The organism is Methylobacterium sp. Gmos1, assembly GCF_053764715.1.
The window spans coordinates 27,112-48,125 of sequence record NZ_JBSNCC010000025.1; the positions used below are offsets into that span (position 1 = coordinate 27,112).

General features: G+C 71.0%; 17 protein-coding genes and 1 pseudogene. 5 read left to right on the forward strand and 13 right to left on the reverse strand.

The annotated features are described in order from the left end of the window. Positions 1-121 precede the first annotated feature (121 nt). The 3 genes from ACS5PV_RS28985 to ACS5PV_RS28995 all read left to right on the forward strand — a co-directional run bounded on the left by ACS5PV_RS28985 (position 122) and on the right by ACS5PV_RS28995 (position 4,896). Positions 122-1,453: an aminotransferase class III-fold pyridoxal phosphate-dependent enzyme gene (locus ACS5PV_RS28985; RefSeq protein WP_455398798.1), complete on the forward strand. Its 1,332-nt coding sequence runs from the start codon at positions 122-124 to the stop codon at positions 1,451-1,453. A gap of 354 nt (positions 1,454-1,807) precedes the next feature. After that, entirely contained in the window at positions 1,808-3,304 is a 1,497-nt protein-coding gene (locus tag ACS5PV_RS28990; protein ID WP_455398799.1) for a CoA-acylating methylmalonate-semialdehyde dehydrogenase, read from the forward strand. A 782-nt stretch (positions 3,305-4,086) separates the two neighbouring features. Continuing rightward, positions 4,087-4,896 carry a GGDEF domain-containing protein gene (locus tag ACS5PV_RS28995; protein ID WP_455398800.1) on the forward strand — a complete coding sequence of 270 codons (810 nt, stop codon included), beginning with the start codon at positions 4,087-4,089 and terminating at the stop codon, positions 4,894-4,896. 195 nt (positions 4,897-5,091) lie between these two features. Here ACS5PV_RS28995 and ACS5PV_RS29000 read toward each other — a convergent pair whose 3' ends face one another. The 13 genes and pseudogenes from ACS5PV_RS29000 to rimP all read right to left on the reverse strand — a co-directional run. Further along, positions 5,092-5,904: an ATP-binding cassette domain-containing protein gene (locus ACS5PV_RS29000; protein ID WP_455398801.1), complete on the reverse strand. Its 813-nt coding sequence runs from the start codon at positions 5,902-5,904 to the stop codon at positions 5,092-5,094. Then, positions 5,901-6,725: an ATP-binding cassette domain-containing protein gene (locus ACS5PV_RS29005; RefSeq protein ID WP_455398802.1), complete on the reverse strand. Its 825-nt coding sequence runs from the start codon at positions 6,723-6,725 to the stop codon at positions 5,901-5,903. The genes ACS5PV_RS29000 and ACS5PV_RS29005 overlap by 4 nt, the downstream gene beginning before the upstream one ends. Next, positions 6,725-7,573, reverse strand: a complete 849-nt coding sequence (locus ACS5PV_RS29010) for an ABC transporter permease (RefSeq protein ID WP_455398803.1) — start codon at positions 7,571-7,573, stop codon at positions 6,725-6,727. Before ACS5PV_RS29010 ends, ACS5PV_RS29005 begins: the two co-directional genes overlap by 1 nt. Further along, positions 7,570-8,514 carry an ABC transporter permease gene (locus ACS5PV_RS29015; RefSeq protein ID WP_455398804.1) on the reverse strand — a complete coding sequence of 315 codons (945 nt, stop codon included), beginning with the start codon at positions 8,512-8,514 and terminating at the stop codon, positions 7,570-7,572. The genes ACS5PV_RS29010 and ACS5PV_RS29015 overlap by 4 nt, the downstream gene beginning before the upstream one ends. Positions 8,515-8,651: 137 nt before the next feature. Further along, positions 8,652-10,172, reverse strand: coding sequence for an ABC transporter substrate-binding protein (locus ACS5PV_RS29020; protein ID WP_455398805.1), 1,521 nt, complete (start codon positions 10,170-10,172; stop codon positions 8,652-8,654). Between the two features lie 125 nt (positions 10,173-10,297). Next, complete coding sequence (locus ACS5PV_RS29025; RefSeq protein WP_455398806.1) at positions 10,298-11,209, reverse strand: LysR family transcriptional regulator; 912 nt, start codon at positions 11,207-11,209, stop codon at positions 10,298-10,300. A 104-nt stretch (positions 11,210-11,313) separates the two neighbouring features. Further along, positions 11,314-11,739, reverse strand: a complete 426-nt coding sequence (locus ACS5PV_RS29030; RefSeq protein ID WP_455398807.1) for an acyl-CoA thioesterase — start codon at positions 11,737-11,739, stop codon at positions 11,314-11,316. 15 nt (positions 11,740-11,754) lie between these two features. Further along, complete coding sequence (gene truB, locus ACS5PV_RS29035) at positions 11,755-12,807, reverse strand: tRNA pseudouridine(55) synthase TruB (RefSeq protein WP_455398808.1); 1,053 nt, start codon at positions 12,805-12,807, stop codon at positions 11,755-11,757. Between the two features lie 114 nt (positions 12,808-12,921). Beyond that, positions 12,922-13,329: a 30S ribosome-binding factor RbfA gene (rbfA, locus tag ACS5PV_RS29040; RefSeq protein ID WP_455398829.1), complete on the reverse strand. Its 408-nt coding sequence runs from the start codon at positions 13,327-13,329 to the stop codon at positions 12,922-12,924. Positions 13,330-13,510: 181 nt separating this feature from the next. Further along, on the reverse strand, positions 13,511-16,510 hold the full coding sequence (gene infB, locus ACS5PV_RS29045; RefSeq protein ID WP_455398809.1) for a translation initiation factor IF-2: 3,000 nt from the start codon (positions 16,508-16,510) through the stop codon (positions 13,511-13,513). A gap of 114 nt (positions 16,511-16,624) precedes the next feature. Continuing rightward, positions 16,625-17,416 carry an RNA-binding protein gene (locus tag ACS5PV_RS29050; RefSeq protein ID WP_455398810.1) on the reverse strand — a complete coding sequence of 264 codons (792 nt, stop codon included), beginning with the start codon at positions 17,414-17,416 and terminating at the stop codon, positions 16,625-16,627. Between the two features lie 14 nt (positions 17,417-17,430). Further along, positions 17,431-19,104 (reverse strand): transcription termination factor NusA, encoded by a 1,674-nt coding sequence (nusA, locus tag ACS5PV_RS29055; protein ID WP_455398811.1) that lies wholly within the window; start codon positions 19,102-19,104, stop codon positions 17,431-17,433. Positions 19,105-19,155: 51 nt separating this feature from the next. Further along, positions 19,156-19,764: pseudogene (rimP, locus tag ACS5PV_RS29060) on the reverse strand (ribosome maturation factor RimP); the annotation flags it as partial. A 370-nt stretch (positions 19,765-20,134) separates the two neighbouring features. Between rimP and ACS5PV_RS29065 the strand changes: the two are divergent. Together ACS5PV_RS29065 and ACS5PV_RS29070 are read left to right on the forward strand one after the other, a co-directional pair. Further along, positions 20,135-20,491 (forward strand): nucleotidyltransferase domain-containing protein, encoded by a 357-nt coding sequence (locus tag ACS5PV_RS29065; protein ID WP_455398812.1) that lies wholly within the window; start codon positions 20,135-20,137, stop codon positions 20,489-20,491. Beyond that, positions 20,475-20,942 carry a HEPN domain-containing protein gene (locus ACS5PV_RS29070; RefSeq protein ID WP_455398813.1) on the forward strand — a complete coding sequence of 156 codons (468 nt, stop codon included), beginning with the start codon at positions 20,475-20,477 and terminating at the stop codon, positions 20,940-20,942. The genes ACS5PV_RS29065 and ACS5PV_RS29070 overlap by 17 nt, the downstream gene beginning before the upstream one ends. Positions 20,943-21,014: the final 72 nt, after the last annotated feature.

Consider the following 21,014-nt stretch of genomic DNA (forward strand, 5'->3'; position numbering starts at 1 on the left):
CGGCAACACCCTATCCTGCCCGCCTGCCTCGTCAATGGGTTATGGCGGAGCAGAAAAGGACTTGTTGCGCTTGCTGGAACGGGCTTGTCTGAGCGCCATCGCGCTCGCCGAGGACCCCGCCATGAACGCCCATCCGCCGCGCCTGAACCGCCCGAGCCTCGACGCCTACTGGATGCCGTTCACGGCCAACCGGCAGTTCAAGGCAGCACCCCGCCTGCTCGTCGCGGCCGAGGGCATGCACTACACCGCCGATGACGGCCGCCAGGTCCTCGACGGCACCGCCGGCCTGTGGTGCGTCAATGCCGGCCACGGCCGCCGGCGCATCGCCGAGGCGGTCGAGCGCCAGCTCTCGACCCTCGACTACGCGCCCTCGTTCCAGATGGGCCACCCGATCGCGTTCGAGTTCGCCGAGCGCCTGGCGGCCATCGCGCCCGGCGGCGCCCTCGACCGGGTGTTCTTCACCGGCTCGGGCTCGGAATCGGTCGACACCGCGCTCAAGATCGCGCTCGCCTACCAGCGCGCGATCGGCCAGGGCACCCGGACCCGGGTGATCGGCCGCGAGCGCGGCTATCACGGCGTCGGCTTCGGCGGCATCTCGGTCGGCGGCCTCGTCAACAACCGCCGGATGTTCCCGCTGCTCCCGGGCGTCGACCACCTGCGCCACACCCACGACCTGTCGCGCAACGCCTTCGTCCAGGGCCAGCCCGAGCACGGCGCGGATCTCGCCGACGACCTCGAGCGGCTGGTGGCGCTCCATGGCGCCGAGACGATCGCCGCGGTGATCGTCGAGCCGGTGGCGGGCTCGACCGGCGTGCTGGTGCCGCCCAAGGGCTACCTCGAGCGTCTGCGCGAGATCGCGACCCGCCACGGCATCCTCCTGATCTTCGACGAGGTCATCACCGGCTTCGGCCGCCTCGGCGCGCCCTTCGCCACCGACTATTTCGGCGTGACGCCCGACCTCGTCACCACGGCGAAGGGCCTCACCAACGGCACGATCCCGATGGGCGCGGTCTTCGCCACCCGGGCGGTGCACGATGCGCTGATGCACGGGCCGGAGGGCGCGATCGAGCTCTTCCACGGCTACACCTATTCGGGCCACCCGGTCGCCTGCGCGGCCGGCCTCGCCACCCTGGAGATCTACGCCGAAGAAGATCTCCTCACCCGCACCACGCAGGTCCAGGCGCACTGGCACGCGGCGATGCACGCCCTGCGGGACTGCCCGCACGTGATCGACATCCGCACCATCGGCCTCATCGCCGGCATCGAGCTGAGGCCCCGCGACGGCGCCCCGGGCGCGCGGGCCTACGACGTCTTCACCGACTGCTTCGAGAAGGGCCTGCTCATCCGCGTCACCGGCGACATCATCGCCCTCTCGCCGCCGCTGATCGCGGAAGCGGAGCACATCGACACGATGGCCTCGATGCTGGGCGAGGCGCTGCGGCGGGCGGCGTAACCCTCTCAAAGCCTGTTTGACTGACGGGCAGGATCTGTCCCGCCCACACCCTCATCCTGAAGTGTCAGCCGATTGACCATCGACTGACCTCGAAGGAGGCCTCCAGATCTCGCCGAGGCAGCTGGAGGTCTCCTTCGAGTCTCCCGTTGGCCGCACCTCAGGATGAGGTCGCCAATGGGAGAAATCCGGTTTTGCCTGGTGCAATCGCTGCAAGTCAAACAGGGCCTCATACCCTCCACATCACCCCGGGGCCGCGAGAGCAGAACCAGGGATGACCCGGAGATCGACGATCGATGTTCGGCTCGCGAAGCCACGCGAGTTCGACGTACTTTGCTATTGGACCTGATCAGAACCATGACCACCATCGGACACTTCGTCGGCGGCGCTCAAGTGGCCGGCCGCTCGGGCCGCACCGCGCCGGTCTTCAACCCGGCGACCGGCGAGCAATCGGGCACGGTCGCCCTCGCCAGCACCGACGAGGTCGGGGCCGCCGTCGCGAGCGCCCGCGCCGCCTTCCCGGCCTGGGCCGCGACCCCGCCGCTGCGCCGCGCCCGCATCCTCAACCGTTTCCTGCGAATCCTCGAAGACCGCATCGACGAGCTCGCCGCGGTCATCACCGCCGAGCACGGCAAGGTGCTCTCCGACGCCAAGGGCGAGATCCAGCGCGGCATGGAGGTGGTCGAGTTCGCAACCGGAGCCCCCCAGCTCCTCAAGGGCGAGATCACCGAGAATGTCGGCACCCGCGTCGACAGCAGCGCGATCCGTCAGCCGCTCGGGGTGGTGGCCGGCATCACCCCGTTCAACTTCCCCGCCATGGTGCCGATGTGGATGTTCCCCGTCGCGCTCGCCTGCGGCAACTGCTTCGTCCTGAAGCCCTCCGAGCGCGATCCCTCCGCCGCCCTCGTCATGGCCGAGTGGCTGACGGAGGCCGGGCTCCCCGACGGCGTGTTCCAGGTGATCCAGGGCGACAAGGAGGCGGTCGACGCCCTCCTCCACCACCCCGACATCTCCGCCGTGAGCTTCGTCGGCTCGACCCCGATCGCCAAGTATATCTACGAGACCGCGGCGCGCACCGGCAAGCGCGCGCAATGCCTCGGCGGGGCCAAGAACCACATGGTGGTGATGCCCGACGCCGACATGGACCAGGCGGTCGACGCGCTGATGGGCGCGGCCTACGGCTCGGCCGGCGAGCGCTGCATGGCGATCTCGGTGGCGGTGCCGATCGGCGAGGAGACCGCCGACCGGTTGATCGCGAAGCTGGTGCCGAAGGTGCGCGCGCTCAAGGTCGGGCCCGGCACCGATCCGGAGGCCGAGATGGGCCCGCTCGTGACCGCGCAGCACCGCGACAAGGTGAAGGGCTACATCGACCGCGGCGTCGAGGAAGGCGCCGAGCTGGTGGTCGACGGGCGGACCTTGAGCTTGCAGGGCTACGAGAACGGCTACTTCGTCGGCGGCACGCTGTTCGACCGGGTGACGCCGGAGATGACGATCTACAAGGAGGAGATCTTCGGGCCGGTGCTGGCCGTGGCCCGCGCGCCGGACTACGCGACGGCGGCGCGGATGATCAACGAGCACGAGTTCGGCAACGGGACGGCGATCTTCACGCGCGACGGCGACGCGGCACGGGAATTCGCACACCAGATCCAGGTCGGGATGGTGGGGATCAACGTCCCGATCCCGGTGCCGATGGCGTTCCACTCCTTCGGTGGCTGGAAGGCGTCGCTGTTCGGCGACCACCACATGCACGGGCCGGAGGGCGTGCGCTTCTACACCCGGCTCAAGACCATCACGACCCGCTGGCCCACCGGCATCCGCGCCGGCGCCGAGTTCGTGATGCCGACGATGAAGTGACGGGAGAGGCGGCGACGGGCCAGGCCCTCGTTCGCCGCCTCCCGCATGCAAGCCATGGGCGACGTCACACGGCACTGTCAGATAGGGACCGACGGGCCTACGATCCGTCGCAAGCCACCCTTTCCCGGACGAGAGAAACGACGTGGAGGGAGATCCCGGATCCCCGTCCGCCGACGCTCCAGTCGCGCAGGCCCGTTCCGGGCCGGGAAAGGGGCGGCTTGCGACGAGGCGGTGGCCTCTCGGCGCCGGGGCCTCCAGTGTCGCGTACCCTGTCCGCTTCGTCGGAGAATGATCTATCGGTCGGTCGAACCGGCTGCGAGATCCTGCCTGCTCGGTCGCGTACTCGATCCGATCACCTGGCCCGACATCTCACCCGTCGTCCCGGACACCGCTTTCGCGGCCCGGGAACAACCCCGGGGGATGTAGGATCTCCTGGCGACCGCCGGGCGCTCCCTTCGTGGATGACGGCGCGAACGAGCCATTCTCGACATGTCGCCACCATGTCCTCGATCGATCGACCCGCATCGCGATCGTGCGATTGCTTTCAAGCACAAACACCGGGTGTCGCCGTAGACAGAGGATCCCGATTTTTAATCGATAGACGTATCAGACTGGTTTTCCTGTTAACTTTTGGATTACCGCCTCGATCGATCCGTCTAGACTTGTGCGAAAAGTCGAATCGCGCTATATCCCAGGGTAAGCCGGGCACAGCGGCTGATGTCCCGGGCGGATCCTTGCGTGGGACCTGTCCGCCGTGCGCCCCAAGTCGGAATTCCCGCCTCATGGTCTCCCTCGGCCCGGTTCTAGATTTCCTGGCTGTCGGCATCGCGTCGCTCGCGGTCGCACCGCTGCGGGACGTCTCGCGCCTGGCGCGGGATCCGGTGGTGAAGCGGCGCTGGTGGGGCCTGATCGCGGCGGTGGCGCTCTGCATGCTGCTCGTGGCCGTCGGGGCGCTCGGCGAGCTGGATCAGCCTCTCGATGCCGGTGCCGCGCTGCAGCGCGTCGTGCACCTCGTCGGCGCCTCGATCATGACGACCTTCGCCCGGCTGGCGCGGCGGACCGCCCTGGAGGTCGTCCGGCTGGCGCGGTTCGAGGCGCAGGCCCTGACCGACGGACTGACCGGGCTCGGCAACCGCCGCCTTTTCACGGAGCGCCTGAACGAGGAGACCGCCCGCGCCCGGGAGACCGGCACGCCCCTGTCGCTGATCGTGCTCGACATCGACCACTTCAAGCGGGTCAACGACACCTACGGGCACGCGATCGGCGACCGGGTGCTCAAGCACGTCGCCGACGTGGTGATGGCCGGGATGCGCAACGCCGACACGGTCTGCCGGATCGGCGGCGAGGAGATCGTGGTCATCATGCCGCGGATCGACCCCGTCCAGGCGGCGGAGATGGCGGATGCCTTGCGCGGTGCGGTCGGCGCGATGGCGGTGCCGGTGGGCGACGACCGCACCATCGCCGCCACGGTCAGCCTCGGCTTCGCCACGCGCCAGCCGGAGGAATGCGGCGAGTCGCTGTTCCGCCGCGCCGACGCCGCGCTCTACGCCGCCAAGCGCGACGGCCGGGACCGCGTGATCCTCGCGGCGTGACCGCGAGCAGAAAAAAGGCCGCCCTTGCGAGGCGGCCCGAAGTCTAGGGAGGAAACGCCCAAGAAGGGCAGCACCGCCGCGACGCCATCGCCGCGGTGCGTGAAATCGATTTCACACATCGCGGCGCGCATAGCAAGCGCCGGAATGGAGGGGCCGCCATGCGTCAACCACATGACGCAGGCTTGCCCCCTCCCCTCACGCCCGCCGCCGCCTCTGACCGAGCACCGAGAGCGTCGGCTCGGCGGCGAGCAGGGTGCGGGTGTAGTCCTGGCGCGGGTGGTCCAGCACCTCGCGCACCGGCCCCTCCTCGACCAGGCGCCCGGCCTGCATCACCCCGACCCGGTCGGCGATCTCGTCGACGACGCCGATATTGTGGGTGATGAACAGCACGGTCAGGCCGTGGCGGTCGCGCAGGGACAGGATCAGGCGCAGGATCTGGGCCTGGATCGACAGGTCGAGGGCCGAGACCGCCTCGTCGGCGACGACGAGCTTCGGGTTGGTGATGAGCGCCCGGGCGATGGCGATGCGCTGGCGCTGGCCGCCGGAGAACTCGTGCGGATAGCGCTCGGCGGCTTGTGCCGGCAGCCCGACATCCTCCAGCGCCCGGGCGACCAGGGCGGCGCGGTCGCGGCCCCGCGGCGCGTCGTCGAGGAGGTGGAGCGGCTCGGCCACGATGCGCCCGACCGAGTGACGCGGATTGAGCGAGCCGTAGGGATCCTGGAACACCATCTGGAAGTCGCGGCGCTTGCGCGCCAGCGCCCTGCCTGACAGCGCGAACAGGTCGTCGCCGCCGAGCCGCACCGTGCCGCCGCTCGGCCGGTCGAGGGCCATGACGATGCGCGCGAGCGTGGACTTGCCGCAGCCCGATTCGCCCACCACCGCGAAGATGCTGCCGGCCTCGACGTCGAGGCTCACGCCGTCGACCGCCCGCAAGGACCGGGTGACGCCGCCCTTGCCCCGGAGGGCGTAGTCGCGGGTGAGGTTCTCGACCGAGAGGAGCGCGGTCATCGGGCGGCTCCCGCGGCGAGGCGCGGTTCCGCGCCGAAGCCCGCCCGGGCGCGGCGCGGCAGGGCCGCGATGAGGTCGCGCGTGTACTGCGCGGCGGGGGAGCGCAGCACCTGCTCGGTCGTCCCCTCCTCCACCGCCCGGCCGCGGCACATCACGAGGGTCCGGTCGGTGCTGCGGGCGATCACCCCGAGGTCGTGGCTGATGAGGATCAGGGACAGGCCGAGATCGGCCACCAGCTCGTCGAGGATGTCGAGGATCTCCTTCTGCACCGTCACGTCGAGGGCCGTGGTCGGCTCGTCGGCGATCAGGAGGTCGGGCGCGAGCGCGAGCGCGATGGCGATGCCGACGCGCTGGCGCTGGCCGCCGGACATCTCGTGCGGATAGCTGTCGATGCGCCGGGCCGGATCGGGGATCCGCACCCGCTCCAGCAGGCGCAGCGCCTCCGCCCGGGCCTCCGCGCCGCCGACATCGCGGTGCAGGCGGATGCCCTCGGCGATCTGCTGGCCTGCGGTCATCGCCGGGTTGAGGGCCGTCATCGGCTCCTGGAAGATCATGCCGATGCGCCGGCCGCGCAGGGAGCACAGCTCGCGCTCGCGCATCCCCAAGATGTTGCGGCCCTCGAGCAGGATCTCGCCGGAAGCGCGGGCGCTCCTCGGCAGGAGCCCGATGGTGGCGAGCGACAGCATCGACTTGCCCGAGCCCGATTCGCCGACGATGCCCAGGCTCTCGCCGCGGCCGACCGAGACCGAGACGTCGTCGACGACCCGGACCGGGCCGTCACGGCCGGGAAAGGCGATGGAGAGGTTGCGGATCGCGAGCATCAAGAGGCCTGCCGGCGGCGCGGGTCGAGGCGGGCGGCGAGCCCGTCGCCCAGGAGGTTGAGGCCGAGCACCGCCGCCGCGATGGTCAGACCGGGGGCGAGCGCCAGGTGGGGGGCCTGGGTGAGGTAGGTCTGCGACTCCGCCAGCATCCGCCCCCAGGTCGGGGCCGGCGGCGGCAGGCCGAGCCCGAGGAAGCTCAAGCCGGCCTCCGTCAGGATCGCCATGGCGAGCTGGATCGTGACCTGGACGGTGACCTGGCCGGCGATGTTGGGCAGGACGTGCTCCAGGGTGATCCGCGCCGTGCCCTTGCCGGCCATGCGGGCGGCCATGATGTAGTCCCGCGCCCAGATCTGCATCGCGGCCCCCCGGGTGACCCGGGCGAAGACCGGGATCATGAACACCCCGATCGCCACGATGGCCGTGAGCGCGCCCGGCCCGAGCAGCGCGCCGAGCATGATCGCCGAGAGGATCGGCGGCAGGGCGAACAGCGCGTCGCAGATGCGCATGAGCACCGCGTCGCAGGTGTGGCTCGCCGCCGCCGCGACGCCGGCGAGCGTGCCGAGCACCGCGCCCACCGCGACCGCCGCGAAGGCGGTGGTGAGCGAGTTGAAGGCGCCGCGCATCAGCATCGAGGCGACGTCGCGCCCGAGATGGTCGGTGCCGAGGAGCCCTGAGACCAGCGGGCCCTTCAGCTTCTGGAGGATGCGCATCCGGGCCGGGTCCTCGGGGGTCCAGACCAGGGAGGTGAGGGCGATTGCGACGAGAAGCGCCGTCAGGACGCCGCCGACGAGGAGCGTCGCGCTGCCGGGGCGCCAGCCCTGCCGGAGTTTCAACGCGAGGGCGGTCATGCGCGCTTCCTCAAGCGGGGATCGACGATCGTGTAGAGCAGGTCGACCCCGAGATTGACCACGATGACGATGGTGGCGAACATCATCACGACGTTCTGGATCACGATCAGGTCGCGCTGCGCCAGGGCCTGCCAGGCGAGCCGCCCCATGCCGGGCAGGGTGAACACGTTCTCGACCAGCACCGCGCCGCCGATCAGGAATGAGATCTGCAAGCCCAGCATGGTGATGACCGGCACGAGCGCGTTCGGCACCGCGTGGCGCCACAGGGCGCGGGAGACCGAGGCGCCCTTGGCCCGGGCGGTGCGCACAAAATCCTCGTTCATCACCTCGATCACCGAGGCCCGCGTCACCCGGGTCAGCACCGCCGATTGCGGGATGGCGAGCGCCAGGGCCGGCAGGAGCAGGGCGCGGACCGCCGATCCGGGCTCGCCCCAGCCCGGGAAGCCCCCGGCCGGCAGCCAGCCGAGGCCGAGCGCCACCACCATGATGAGCAGAAGCCCGATCCAGAAGTTCGGCACCGCGATTCCGGCCTGCGCGTAAAGGGTCGCGAGGCCGTCGGCGACGCCCCCGGGCCGCGAGGCCGCGGTGACCCCGAGCGGCAGGGCGATGCCGACGGCGAGCAGCACCGCGAGCCCGGTGAGCGGCAGCGTCACCGCCAGCCGCTCGCGGATCAGCGCGCCGACCGGCACGCCGTAGGTGTAGGACACCCCCATGTCGCCGCTCGCGAGCCCGCCGAGCCAGCGCAGGTAGCGGACGATCGCCGGGGCATCGAGGCCCATCTGGGCGCGGAGCGCCGCGAGCGTCTCAGGGGTCGCCGAGGTGCCGAGCATCGCCGAGGCCGGGTCTCCCGGCACGATCTCCATCATGCAGAAGACCAGGACCGAGATCAGCAGGAAGGTGACGGCGAAGCCGGCGGCACGGCGGGCGAGGTGCCTCAGCATGGGGTGGGCTCGGGCATTGGGAAAAACCGGTCTTTTACTGTTCTGTACGCCGCACGGAACTGCCGCGGGATCCCCTCTCCCACACCTTGCAGCGATACCGGGCAAGCCCGGCATCGCCTGGAGAGGGGGAGACGCCGCTACTCCGTCCAGCGCACTTCCGTGAGGTCGTTCGAGGGCACCGGCTCGTTCTTCCAGAACCCCGTGAGCTTGGCCCGCCACACGCTGAGCTTCGGCAGCACGAACAGGAACAGGGCCGGCACGTCGTCGGCGAGGATCTGTTGCGCGTCGCCGTAGAGCTTGAGCCGCGTCGCCTCGTCGGTCGCCTGCGCGGCCTTCGTCACCACCTCGTTGAAGGCCGGGTTCTTGTAGCCGAAATAGTACGGGTCGTTGGCGTAGATCGCGATGTCCATCGGCTCGGCATGGGCGATCACCGTCATGTCGAAGCTGCGGTCGCGCATCACCTCCTGCACCCACTTCGCCGGGAACTCGGTCGGCACGATGTTCATCGTGACGCCGACCTCGGCGAACATCGCCTGGAGGATCTCGGCGGTGCGGGTGGCGTAGGCCATCTGCGGCGACTTGAAGCTGAAGGTCAGGCCCTTGGCGTAGCCGGCCTCCGCCAGCAAGGCCTTCGCCTTCGCCGGGTCGTACGGATAGACGCCCGTCAGGTCCTTGTAGCCCGGATCGTTGGGGGTGTAGTGGCTGCCGATCGGTGCGCCGTAGCCCGAATAGGCTCCCTCGATCAGGAGCTTGCGGTCGACCGCCATCATCAGCGCCTGGCGCACGCGCTTGTCGGCGAAGGGCTTGGCCGTATTGTTCATGCCGGCCACGACCTTCATCTCGGTCAGGCCCGGCTCGGCCGTGAAGGCCTTGTCCTTCTGGAACGCGGCGTAGAGCTCGGGCGCCGGCAGCAGCGGGAAGGCGTCGACGTCGCCGGCGCGGAGCGCCGCGGCGGCGGCCTGGGGGTCGCCGATGAAGCGGAACGTGACCTTGTCGAGATGGACCTTGCGGGCGGCGTTCCAGTGGTCGGGGCTGCGCGTCAGCTCGACCCGGTCGCCCTTGCGCCAGGCGGCGAAGCGGAACGGCCCGGTGCCGACCGGATTGGCCTTGAGCCCGTCGCGCGACTTCGGCTCGACCATCACCGCCGCCGGCTGGCCGAGCCAGAACAAGAGGTTGCCGGAGGGCTTCGCGAGGGTCAGGACCAGGGTGGCGGGGTCCGGCGCCTTGACGTCGGCGATGACCGCGTAGAGCGCCTTCTGCGGGTTGACCGAGCCCGGCGCCCGGATCGCGTCGAGGGCGAACTTCGCCGTCTCGGCATTGAAGGGCTCGCCGTTGTGGAACTTGACGTCCTGCTGGAGCGCGAAGGTGTAGGTCAGGCCGTCGGGCGAGATCGTCCAGCTCTTCGCCAGCTGCGGCTGCACCTTGCCGTCGCGGTCGACCCGGGTCAGGCCCTCGAACACGTTCTGCCACACCACCTGGCCGATCACGGTCGGGGCGGCGCTGGTCGGATCGAGGCCCGGCGGCTCGACCGGCATGCCGAGCACGAGGTCGGTGCGGGGAGCGGCCAGGGCGGCGCCGGCGAGCCCCGGCAGCGCGAGCGCGGCGAGAAGCGCGCCCGCCAGCAGGCGGCGACGGGGGAGGCGCGTGCGTGAGACCATGGAACCCCTCGATTGGCGTTGAAACCGGCCGCCTCTGCCGTGCGGCTCCCTCGGTGACGCCAGGAGATCAGACTTTTGGGTGTGGCCGCAACAGCGATCTGTTGCGCACCCCGTAGCCGAAACCGCTACACCTCGCCGTCTGCGCGGAAACCGGGCATGTGCTGCTCCAGGACCGCCACCAGCCGGGCGGCAGCGAAGGAGAGCGGCCGCTCCCTGAGATGCGACAGGTCGAGATGGGTGCGCACCCGCAGGTCGCGAAACGGCCGCGTCGCCAGCGTGCCCGCCGCCTCGTCGCGGCGCACGGTGAGGGGCGGCAGGACCAGCACCGCCCGGCCGCGGCGCGCGAGCTCGAGCTGGATCTCGAGGGCGCTGGTGGTGAAGACCGGATCGAGCGCCGGCAGGCCGGCCTCGCACATCTGCGCGTCGAGGGCCTGGCGCACCCCGAAGGCCGCGTCCGGCACCGCGACCGGATGGGCGAGGAGGTCGCGCGGGCCGACCTGGAGGCGGTCGGCGAGGGGATGGTCGGGCGCCATCACGGCGGCGTGGTCGACCGGTACGCGGCAGCGCACGACGACCTCGGCCTGCGGCGGCGTGAACAGGGTGACGGCGAGGTCCGCCTCGCCGTCGGCGAGCGCCTGCATGGTGCGCCCGACGCTCGCCACCACCACCTCGAAGCGCACGTCCGGGTGGCTCGCGGAAAAGTCGGCGAGGGCCGGCACCAGCAGGCCGGAGGCCGCCGCCCCGCTGGCATAGACCGTGACGCGGCCCGCCCGCAGGCCCTTGAGGTCGTCGATCAGGGTGCGGACGTGGTCGAGCTCGCGCAAGGAGCGGGCCGAGCGGGCGGCGAGCAGCTCGCCGGCGGCGGTGAGCCGGATCCCGGTCGGGTCGCGCTCCACCAGCGGCGCGCCGAAATGGTATTCCAGGTTCTCGATCTGCCGGCTGATCGCGGTCGGGGCGATGCCGAGCTTCTCCGCCGCCCGCCGCATCGAGCCGTGCCGGGCGAGCTCGTTGAAGTAGATCAGGGCCCGCAATTGCACGGCACGCACCATCCTGGCGGTCGAGAGGCCGTCGCAGCGGCCTGCCACTTCGGATTACGGTGCGGCGCGGACGGCGTCCACGCCTCCCGGTGCACCTTGGGTCCTCAAAGCCCCTCGACCACCAGCCGCGCCGCCGCCTCGCCGGCCGCGCCCAGCGGCGCCGGGCGCCGGGTGTCCTTCGACAAGAGCACGCAGACCGATTCCGCCTCGCCCGCCACCGTGTCGCCGGTGAGGATGCGATGGCGGAAACCGAGCGAGGTGCGCCCCGCCCGGGCGAGCCAGGTCGCGGTGCGGACCCGGCCCGGATAGTGCAGCTCGGCCCGGTAATCGATGACGAAGCGGGCGATGACGAAGAAGGTGTCGGGGGTGAGCAGCGGGGTCAGGTGGGTTCCGAAGAACTGCACCCGCCCGCTCTCGCAGAAGGCGGCGAAGACCGCGTTGTTGACGTGGCCGTTGGCGTCCGTGTCGCGGTAGCGCAGCACGTCCTCGCTCCACAGCACCCGCGGATCGCCCTCGAGCCCGTCGGTCATCGCCCCTTACCTCTCTCAGTTGTTCTTCGGAGCGGTGCCGCCTAAGTGGAACACCCGGTGTGGGACGAGCTCGCCCCGCTCGACGTCGCCGACCGCCACGAGCACGCCGCCGCAGGTCGCGTAGGCCTTGCCCTCGGTCGGCGCGTCGCGGCCGCGCAGGATCACCGGCTGGCCGCGCATCAGCCGCATCGCCATGTCGCGGGAGACCGGCACGTGCGGCACGGCGTCGAGCGCCGTCTCGACCGGGCGCAGCAGAGCGGCATTGGCCTCGGCCTCGGCGGCCTCGAGCGCGGCGACGGTGCAGGACTGGTCTTCGGCGAAGGGCCCGACGCGGGTGCGCCGCAGGGCCGAGACGTGGCCGTAGCAGCCGAGCGCCCGGCCGAGGTCGCGGGCGATGGCCCGCACGTAGGTCCCCTTGCCGCACTCGGCCTCGATCACCGTGCGCTCGGGGCTATGGGCGACGATCGCCAGCCGGTCGATCTGCACCGGCCGGGCGACCAGCTCCACCACCTCGCCGTCGCGGGCGAGGTCGTAGGCGCGCTCGCCCTGGATCTTGATCGCCGAGTAGCGCGGCGGCACCTGCTCGATCGCGCCGACGAAGCGCGGCAGCATCGCCTCGACCTGCTCTTGCGTCGGGCGGTCGTCGGAGGTCGCGACCGGGCGGCCTTCCGCATCGTCGGTGTCGGTCTCGACGCCCCAGCTCACGGAAAAGACGTAGGCCTTGCGGCCGTCCATCACGAAGGGAACAGTCTTCGTCGCCTCGCCGAGGGCGATCGGCAGGATGCCGGAGGCGAGCGGATCGAGGGTGCCGGCATGGCCGGCCTTCTTGGCGTTGAGCGCGCGCTTGACCGCCGCGACCGCGTGGGTCGAGGTCATGCCGACGCCCTTGTCGAGGATCACCCAGCCGCTGATCTCGCGGCGCTTGGGCCGGTCGCCCGGCGGGCGGCCGCGGCCGCGGGGCCGGTCGGATCGCGGACCGTCCTGACGGGGGGCTCCGTCGCGGCCTTCGCGGGCGGGGCGGGCCGCCGGCGGCGCGGGCTCTGCGGGCTGATCCTCGTGCATCGTCATCCTGTGTCCGTTGTCGAACGGCGGTCGCCGCGGGACTCGCGCCCGCGCCCGTCCGTGCCGATCCTGATGGGTCAAGTCGTCAGCCAGGCGCGGGTTCGCGCGCCGGGCGATCGCCTACTCGTCGGTGTCCGATTCGGACCCGAGGTCGCGCTGGACCTTGTCGCTGCGCAGGAGCGCGTCGATCCGCGCCGCCTCGTCGAAGGTCTCGTCGCGGCGGAAGCGCAGGTCGGGGGCGAACTTCAGCGACACCCGGCGGGCCACCTCCTGGCGCAGCACCTTCTTGTTGCGCTCCAGCGCCTCGATCACCGGTCGCTCGTCCGCGCCGCCGAGCGGCATGACGTAGGCGGTGGCGAGCTTGAGGTCGGGGGACATCCGCACCTCCGGCACGGTGATCACGTGCTGGCTCAGCACCGGGTCCTGGATGTCGCCGCGGCTCAGCACCTCGGCGAGGGCGTGCCGCACGAGTTCGGCCACGCGCTGCTGGCGCTGCGAGGGGCCTGCGTTTTCCTGGGGTTTGCGCACCATCGTCTCTCCGGGCTCGGACCGGGCCGCGGGGCGGTCGTCCCTGGCCTTCTCGGCCATCCGGCCCACGCGGCTGTCATCGTCTGAACCGACGAGCCCGGGACGCTGGCGTCCCGGGCTCGCGGTATCTTTGGTGGCCGCCGCCATGACGGCGGACGGCCGATGGCAGCGGTTTGCTCGGTCAGAGCGTGCGACGCTCCTCGTGCACGATGTAGCACTCGATCACGTCGCGCGGGCGCATGTCCTGGTAGTTCTCGAAGGCCATGCCGCATTCCTGGCCCGCCGCCACTTCCTTGGCGTCGTCCTTGAAGCGCTTGAGCTGCGAGAGCTTGCCCTCGTGCACCACCACGTTGTCGCGGATGAGGCGGACATGGGCGCCGCGCTCGACGCGACCGTCCTCGACCCGGCAACCGGCGATCTTGCCCACCTTCGAGACGTTGAAGATCTCGAGGATGCGCGCCTCGCCCAGGCGCTCCTCGCGGAGCGTCGGCGGCAGCAGGCCCGACATCGCCGCCTTCACGTCATCCACGAGGTCGTAGATGATGTTGTAGTAGCGGATCTCGACGCCCGCCCGCTCGGCGGCCTCGCGGGCCTCCTTGTGGGCGCGGACGTTGAAGCCGACCACGACCGCACCGGAGGCCTGGGCGAGCGTGATGTCCGACTCGGTGATGCCGCCGACACCCGTGTGCAGGATGCGCGCCGCCACCTCGTCGTTGCCGAGCTTCTCGAGCGACCCGGCGATGGCCTCGACCGAGCCCTGCACGTCGCCCTTGACGACGAGCGGGAACTCCTTGCGGCCGGCGCCCTCCTTGAGGTCGCGCATCATGTCCATCAGCGAGCGGCCGGCACCGGTGCCAGTGGCCGCCGCGCGCTCGCGCTTCACGCGGGCACGGTACTCGGTGACCTCGCGGGCCCGGGCTTCGTTCTCGACCACCGCGACGCGGTCGCCCGCCTCCGGCGTGCCGTTGAAGCCCAGCACCTCGACCGGGACCGACGGCGCCGCTTCCTTGACGTTGCGGCCGGTATCGTCGACCAGCGCCCGCACGCGGCCCCACTCGGCGCCCGCCACCACGATGTCGCCGGTGTGCAGGGTGCCGCGCTCGACGAGCACCGTCGCCACCGGGCCGCGGCCGCGATCGAGCTTGGCCTCGATCACCGTGCCTTCCGCCGAGCGGTCGGGGTTGGCGCGCAGGTCCAGGATCTCGGCCTGGAGGGCGAGACCCTCCAGGAGGTCGTCGAGACCGTCCTTGGTCTTGGCCGAGACCTCGAACTCGAGGGTTTCGCCGCCCATCGACTCGACCTGGATGTCGTGCTGCAAGAGCTCGGTGCGCACCCGCTGCGGGTTCGCATCGGGCTTGTCGATCTTGTTGATCGCCACGATCAGCGGCACCTCGGCCGCCTTGGCGTGGGAGATCGCCTCGATCGTCTGGGGCATGACGCCGTCATCGGCCGCCACCACCAGCACGACGATGTCCGTCACCCGGGCGCCGCGGGCGCGCATCGAGGTGAAGGCCGCGTGGCCGGGGGTGTCGATGAAGGTGATCTTGCCGCCGGACGGCGAGGTCACCTGGTAGGCGCCGATGTGCTGCGTGATGCCGCCCGCCTCGCCGGAGACGACGTTGGCGTTGCGGATCGCGTCGAGCAGCGAGGTCTTGCCGTGGTCGACGTGGCCCATGATGGTCACGACCGGCGGACGCGGCTGGGTGTCGTCGTCGGTATCGGGCTCGTCGAACAGGCCCTCCTCGACGTCCGACTCCGCGACGCGGCGCACGGTGTGGCCGAGCTCCTCCGCGATCAGCTGCGCCGAATCCGAGTCGATCACGTCGGTGATCTTGTGGATCTGGCCCTGCTTCATCAGCATGCGGATGACGTCGACCGCCCGCTCGCTCATCCGGTTGGCGAGCTCCTGGATGGTGATCGTCTCGGGGATGACCACCTCGCGGGCCAGCTTCTCCTTCTGCTCCACCTGGCGGTGGCCGGTCAGGCGCTGGTTGCGGCGGCGGAACGAGGCGAGCGAACGGGTGCGCTCGTCCTCGCCCGAGGTCGCGGTCGCGATGGTCAGGCGGCCGCGATTGCGGTCGCCGCCCGGCGACTTCGGGGTCTTGGGCGGGGTGATGACCTTGAGCGGCATGCCGGGACGGCGGATGACCCGCTTGGTCTCGGCCTCCTCCTCCGCCGCGGCCGGACGGCCGGTGGCGGGGCGCGCCGTGGCGGCGGCGCCGGTCGCGGTCTTCGCCGCGGTCGCGGGCTTGGCCGCCGTCGGCTCGGGCTTCGCCGGCTCGGGCTCCGGCTTCGGCGCCGGGCGGGCCATGAAGTTCAGGTCGCGCGGCTTGCGGGCATCGGCCGTCAGCGTGCGGCGCGGCTCGGCCGGGGCGCTCGGACGGGTGATCCCGGTGCTCGGGGTCGCCGGGCGGGTGCCGGCGGGGGCCGCCGGACGCGCGGGAGCGCCGGCCGGGGCACCCGGACGGGCACCGACGGCGGGACGCGCACCTGCGGCGGCAGGGCGGGCACCGGCCGGAGCGGCCGGGCGGGCCGCACCCGCGGCAGCCGCCGGACGGGCGGCGGCCGGAGCCGCGGGACGCGGGGCAGCGGCGGCGGGCGCAGGCGCGGCGGGGGCCTCGGCGGGAGCGGCGGCCGCGCGGGCAGCATCCTCCTGGGCGCGGCGCTCGGCATCCTCGGCGGCGCGGCGCTTGCGCGCGTCCTCCTGGCGGCGGCGCTCCTCCTCCTCGTGCTTGCGGGCCTCGGCGGCCTCGCGCTCACGGGCCTCGGCGGCCTCGCGCTCGATGCGGCGCTGGGCCTCCTCGGCGGCGCGGCGGCGCTCCTCCTCCTCGCGACGCTTGGCGTCGACGAGGGCGGCCATGCGGGCGCTCTGCTCCTGATCGCTCAGGGTGCGCAGCACGACGCCGGACCGCGCGGCGGCCGGACGGTCCTGGCGCGGCCCGCCCGGACGGCCCTGCCCCTGAGGGGCGGAGCGCGCCTGGCTGGGCGCGGCGTCCTTCGGCGCAGCCGGAGCCGGCGCGCCGCCGGGGCGACGTTTCACCGTCTCGACCACGACCGACTTCGAGCGGCCATGGGAGAAGCTCTGGCGCACCGTCCCCTGCTCGATCGGACGCTTCATCGACAGCGTCTTCGCGGGACCGGTATGCAACGTCTTGTCGCCCGGATTCTTCGTCTCACTCATTCAGTTCAGACCCTGGGGGTTCTCGTCCGTCCCGGGACCCGGCCTCCCGGTGGCCGCCTCCCATCGTGTTCCCGGGAGCGCACCCGCCAACCGGGCCGATCCCATTCGATTCACTCAACCACCGGCCTCCGGGGGGCCGGTCCGCAGCGATGCGTCACCATCCTGGACAGCGTCCGGGGGCGCCGCGTCGGAGCCTTGCGGCTCCGTTCCGGCACCTCCCGACGTCGCCGCCCCGCCGCGGAAGACGTGGAGCCGACGCCAACGCGCGAGCAAGCCGGCAGTGCCGGCTCCCGCGACGAGGGCAGCGTGTATCACATGATCCCGGCCCAAGGCCATGTCCAATTCTTCACCGGACAGGTCGTCGAGCACCGGGATCCTCGATATGGCATCGCCGTAGCGCCTTCGCAATGCCTGGGCGAGCTTGCGCCGCCCGTCCGGGGCGGCATCGCTGGCATGCACCAGGGCCTTGATCCCGGTCTCGCTCTCCACGGCGCTCTCGACCTTGGTGAAGCCGGTGACGACGCAGCCCGCCTTGTTGGCCAGGGAGAAACCCTGGCGCAGGTCCTCGCGCAACCCCGCCTCGATCACGTCCGCGAGATCGGGGGCGACGCGGGCGTCCTTCTGGCGGAAGGCGCGCTGGAACAGCCGCCGCTTCACCGCCTCCTGCACCGCGGCCCGGGTCGCCGTGACCCAGGCGCCGCGGCCGGGAAGCCGGGCGCGCAGGTCGGCCACGACCTGGTTGTCGGGGCCGAGCGCGAAGCGGATCATCCCGTCGGGGTGGCCCGCCTCGCGCGTGACCAGGCAGGTGCGCTCCGCGTTGGCGCGGCCGCGCCCGGCGCCGGCGTCGAGGACGTCCGGCGGCAGCGCATCCGCATCCTGGGTGTCGTCCTGCATGGTCGCGTCCATCGTCGCGTCGGGTCTCAGGTCGGCTGCCGCTCGGCGGTCGCGGCGGCCTCCTCCTCGACTGGCACGGTCTCGGATTCCTCGCCCTCGGCCTGCTCGCCGTCCTCGGCCTCGTCACCCTCCTGCGCCTCCTCCGGCGGGGGCGCCTCGACCCAGCCGGCATGGACGCGGGCGGCCATGATCATCGCCTCGGCCTCCGTGCGGGAGAGCTCGAACCCGTCGAGGTAGCCGGCATGGCGCACCGCCTCGGGGCCGCGGCCTTCGGTGTAGCCGACGAGGTCGTCGGTGGCGCAGCCGGCGAGGTCCTCGACGTTCTTCACGTCGTTCTCGCCGAGCGCGACCATCATCGGGGTGGTGATGCCGTCGATCTCGCGCAGGTCGTCGGCGACGCCGAGCTCGATGCGGCGGGCGTCGTTCTCGGCCTCGATGCGGTTGAGGTAGTCCAGCGCCCGGGCCTGGATCTCGGCGCCGGTCTCCTCGTCGAGGCCCTGGATGTTGGCGAGCTCCGTCGGCTCGACGTAGGCGATCTCCTCGACCGAGCGGAAGCCTTCCGCGGCCAGCAGCTGGCCCACCGTCTCGTCGACGTCGAGGGCCTGCATGAAGGTGTTGGTGCGCTCGACGAACTCCTTCTGCCGGCGCTCCGATTCCTCGGCCTCGGTCAGGATGTCGATGTCCCAGCCGGTGAGCTGGGAGGCGAGCCGCACGTTCTGGCCGCGCCGGCCGATGGCGAGCGACAGCTGGTCGTCGGGCACCACCACTTCGATGCGGTCGGCCTCCTCGTCGAGCACCACCTTGACCACCTCGGCCGGCTGGAGCGCGTTGACGATGAAGGTCGCCTGGTCCTGCGACCACGGGATGATGTCGATCTTCTCGCCCTGCAATTCGCCGACGACGGCCTGGACGCGCGAGCCGCGCATGCCGACGCAGGCGCCGACCGGGTCGATCGAGGAATCGCGCGAGATCACCGCGATCTTGGCGCGCGAGCCCGGATCGCGGGCGACCGCCTTCACCTCGACGATGCCGTCGTAGATCTCCGGCACTTCCTGGCCGAAGAGCTTGGCCATGAATTGCGGGTGCGAGCGCGAGAGGAAGATCTGCGGACCCCGCACCTCGCGGCGGACGTCGAACAGGTAGGCGCGGATGCGGTCGCCGGGGCGGAAGGTCTCGCGCGGGATCGACTCGTCGCGGCGCACGATGCCCTCGCCGCGGCCGAGATCGACGATGACGTTGCCGTACTCGACCCGCTTGACGAGGCCGTTGACGACCTCGCCGATACGGTCCTTGTACTCGTCGTACTGGCGGTCGCGCTCGGCGTCGCGGACCTTCTGGACGATCACCTGCTTGGCCGACTGAGCGGCGACGCGGCCGAAATCGAACGGCGGCAGGGTGTCGGAGATCACGTCGCCGACCTGGGCGGCCGGGTTGTGGCGCCGCGCCGACGGCAGGTCGATCTCGCGGGCGTCGTTCTCGACCTCGTCGACCACCAGGAGGTGGCGCGACAGGCGTAAGGCGCCCGTGCGGGGGTCGATCTCGGCATGCACGTCGGTCTCGGCGCCGTAGCGCGAGCGGGCGGCCTTGGCGATCGCCTCCTCCATCGCGCCGATCACGATCGAGCGGTCGATGACCTTCTCGCGGGCGACCGCCTCGGCGATCTGGAGGAGTTCGAGCCTGTTGGCGCTGACGACGGCCATCGGATCAGTCCTTCCTGGTTTTATGGTTCGTTACGGGCTGGGGCGATTTCAGTGGACGGCGGAGGAGCCTTCGTCCTCGTCATCCCCCTCGTCGTCCTGCGGCGGGGCCGAGCCGCGCCGCAGGGATTCGCGCACCAGGGCGTCGGTGAGGACGAGGTGGGCCTCGCCGATATCGCGCAAGGGGATGTCGTAGGAGGACGGCAGGCCCTCCTTGACGTCGGGCAGGTCGATGCGGACCGTGTCGCCCTGCGGCGCCCGGATGATGCCGCGGAAGCGCTTGCGGCCGTCGAGCGGCATCGCCAGCTCGACCTTGGCCTCGTAGCCGGCCCAGCGGGTGAAGTCGCCCGCCCGCACCAAGGGCCGATCGATGCCCGGCGAGGAGATCTCGAGGTAGTAGGCGCCGCCGATCGGATCGTCGACGTCGAGGATCGGCGAGATCGTGCGGCTGACGGTCTCGCACTCGTCAACCGACATGGTGCCGTCCGGCCGCTCGGCCATGATCTGCACCGTGCAGCCGTTCTGGCTCGAGACCTTCACCCGCACGAGGCGGAAGCCGAGGCCCTCGATCGCGGGCTCGATGATCTGCGCGACGCGAGCGGCGATTCCGGTCTCGGTGATGAGGCGCTTCTCGGCCGGGTTCTGGTCTGGGGCGTCGGTCATGGGTGTCTGTGCCGCGGCTCCCCCGAGGGGCGCCCTTGAGGGGAGGCAATCTGGCGTTCGGCTCGCGCCCGGGGAGGCTTTGCGGCAATAAAAAAGAGCGGGCCCCGGGGGGACCCACTCCCGCACCGCAGCCTCATCGGCCACGAACAGAACTGTTAGTCGCGGAGATAGTCCGAGTGCGGGCGGAATGCAAGGTGGTCGGAGGTCGGAGCCGGACGGCAGGTTCGGAATATGAAAGCTTGACAGGACCTTCATCGGAGCACGGCCCCAGCGCGCAGCTCGGCCTTCGCGGCCCGACCTCCCGCCCTCGCCGACGCTCGATGACGGCAGGCCGGTCACTTGCTAAGTTGAGAAACCGGAGGATCGAACGATGACCACACCGGCTTCCGTGGCGGAACTCGTGCCCGCCACGGCCGAGTATCCCGCGCTGAAGACGCTTCTGGAGCGGATCGACGCTGTCTACGCCCCGGAAGACGTCCTGCTGTTCGGCAGCCGGGCGAAGGGCACGGCGGGACCGGATAGCGACTGGGACCTCCTCGTGGTGCTGCCCGACGACGCCGATGAGCACCTGCTCGATCCGCTGCTCGGCTACGAGACGCAACGGGGGTCGGGGGTCTACGCGGATGTGCTGTGTTCCCTCAAGACCGAATTCTTATCGGACTTGAGCGTGGCGAATTCGCGGACGCGGGACATCGTCGGGCACGCTGTTCGTGTCTTCTCCCGCTAGTCTACATATCGCCAACCATCTCAGGCTCGCGGATCGCGACCTGAAGGACGCGATCATTTTGCACAAATGCAGGAGCCGAAACGACGCCTACCATCTGGAGCAGGCGGCAGAGAAGCTGCTCCTCGCCCTGCTCACCTCGGACAGCGATCACGTCCAAATCAAGGATGTCCACATTCTCGACCGCCTGGCCGACAGACTTCCCGAGGAACACCCTCTCCGGACTGCGATGCAGGGTCTTGGCTATCTCAAGACCTATGCCACAGCATTCCGGTATCCCAAGACCGGCGGGCGGCTGCCGGCGACGATTCCCGACAGCAAGTTCGATCTGGCTTCGAGCGTTCTCCGCCGCCTGATCGATACCAGCGCCGAGCACTTCCAGGTCGATCTGGACGCGGGTGACGATATCCCTGCGAAGAACGTGGACCCTATGCGACGCAAGAGCAGTACCTGAAGGCGATCTTGGATCTTAGAACCACGATCGCGAGTGGAGGGCCAACCTCCGACCCCGGTCATCCCGCCGCGG

Bases quoted from the DNA above. Each gene is read 5' to 3' on its own strand.
- ACS5PV_RS29015 (WP_455398804.1), bottom strand. From the start codon at position 8,514: ATGCTGAGGCACCTCGCCCGCCGTGCCGCCGGCTTCGCCGTCACCTTC.
- ACS5PV_RS29030 (WP_455398807.1), bottom strand. From the start codon at position 11,739: ATGACCGACGGGCTCGAGGGCGATCCGCGGGTGCTGTGGAGCGAGGAC.
- ACS5PV_RS29065 (WP_455398812.1), top strand. From the start codon at position 20,135: ATGACCACACCGGCTTCCGTGGCGGAACTCGTGCCCGCCACGGCCGAG.
- ACS5PV_RS28990 (WP_455398799.1), top strand. From the start codon at position 1,808: ATGACCACCATCGGACACTTCGTCGGCGGCGCTCAAGTGGCCGGCCGC.
- ACS5PV_RS29005 (WP_455398802.1), bottom strand. From the start codon at position 6,725: ATGCTCGCGATCCGCAACCTCTCCATCGCCTTTCCCGGCCGTGACGGC.
- ACS5PV_RS28995 (WP_455398800.1), top strand. From the start codon at position 4,087: ATGGTCTCCCTCGGCCCGGTTCTAGATTTCCTGGCTGTCGGCATCGCG.
- infB (WP_455398809.1), bottom strand. From the start codon at position 16,510: ATGAGTGAGACGAAGAATCCGGGCGACAAGACGTTGCATACCGGTCCC.
- nusA (WP_455398811.1), bottom strand. From the start codon at position 19,104: ATGGCCGTCGTCAGCGCCAACAGGCTCGAACTCCTCCAGATCGCCGAG.
- ACS5PV_RS29000 (WP_455398801.1), bottom strand. From the start codon at position 5,904: ATGACCGCGCTCCTCTCGGTCGAGAACCTCACCCGCGACTACGCCCTC.
- ACS5PV_RS29010 (WP_455398803.1), bottom strand. From the start codon at position 7,573: ATGACCGCCCTCGCGTTGAAACTCCGGCAGGGCTGGCGCCCCGGCAGC.
- ACS5PV_RS29050 (WP_455398810.1), bottom strand. From the start codon at position 17,416: ATGGACGCGACCATGCAGGACGACACCCAGGATGCGGATGCGCTGCCG.
- ACS5PV_RS28985 (WP_455398798.1), top strand. From the start codon at position 122: ATGAACGCCCATCCGCCGCGCCTGAACCGCCCGAGCCTCGACGCCTAC.
- ACS5PV_RS29020 (WP_455398805.1), bottom strand. From the start codon at position 10,172: ATGGTCTCACGCACGCGCCTCCCCCGTCGCCGCCTGCTGGCGGGCGCG.
- truB (WP_455398808.1), bottom strand. From the start codon at position 12,807: ATGACGATGCACGAGGATCAGCCCGCAGAGCCCGCGCCGCCGGCGGCC.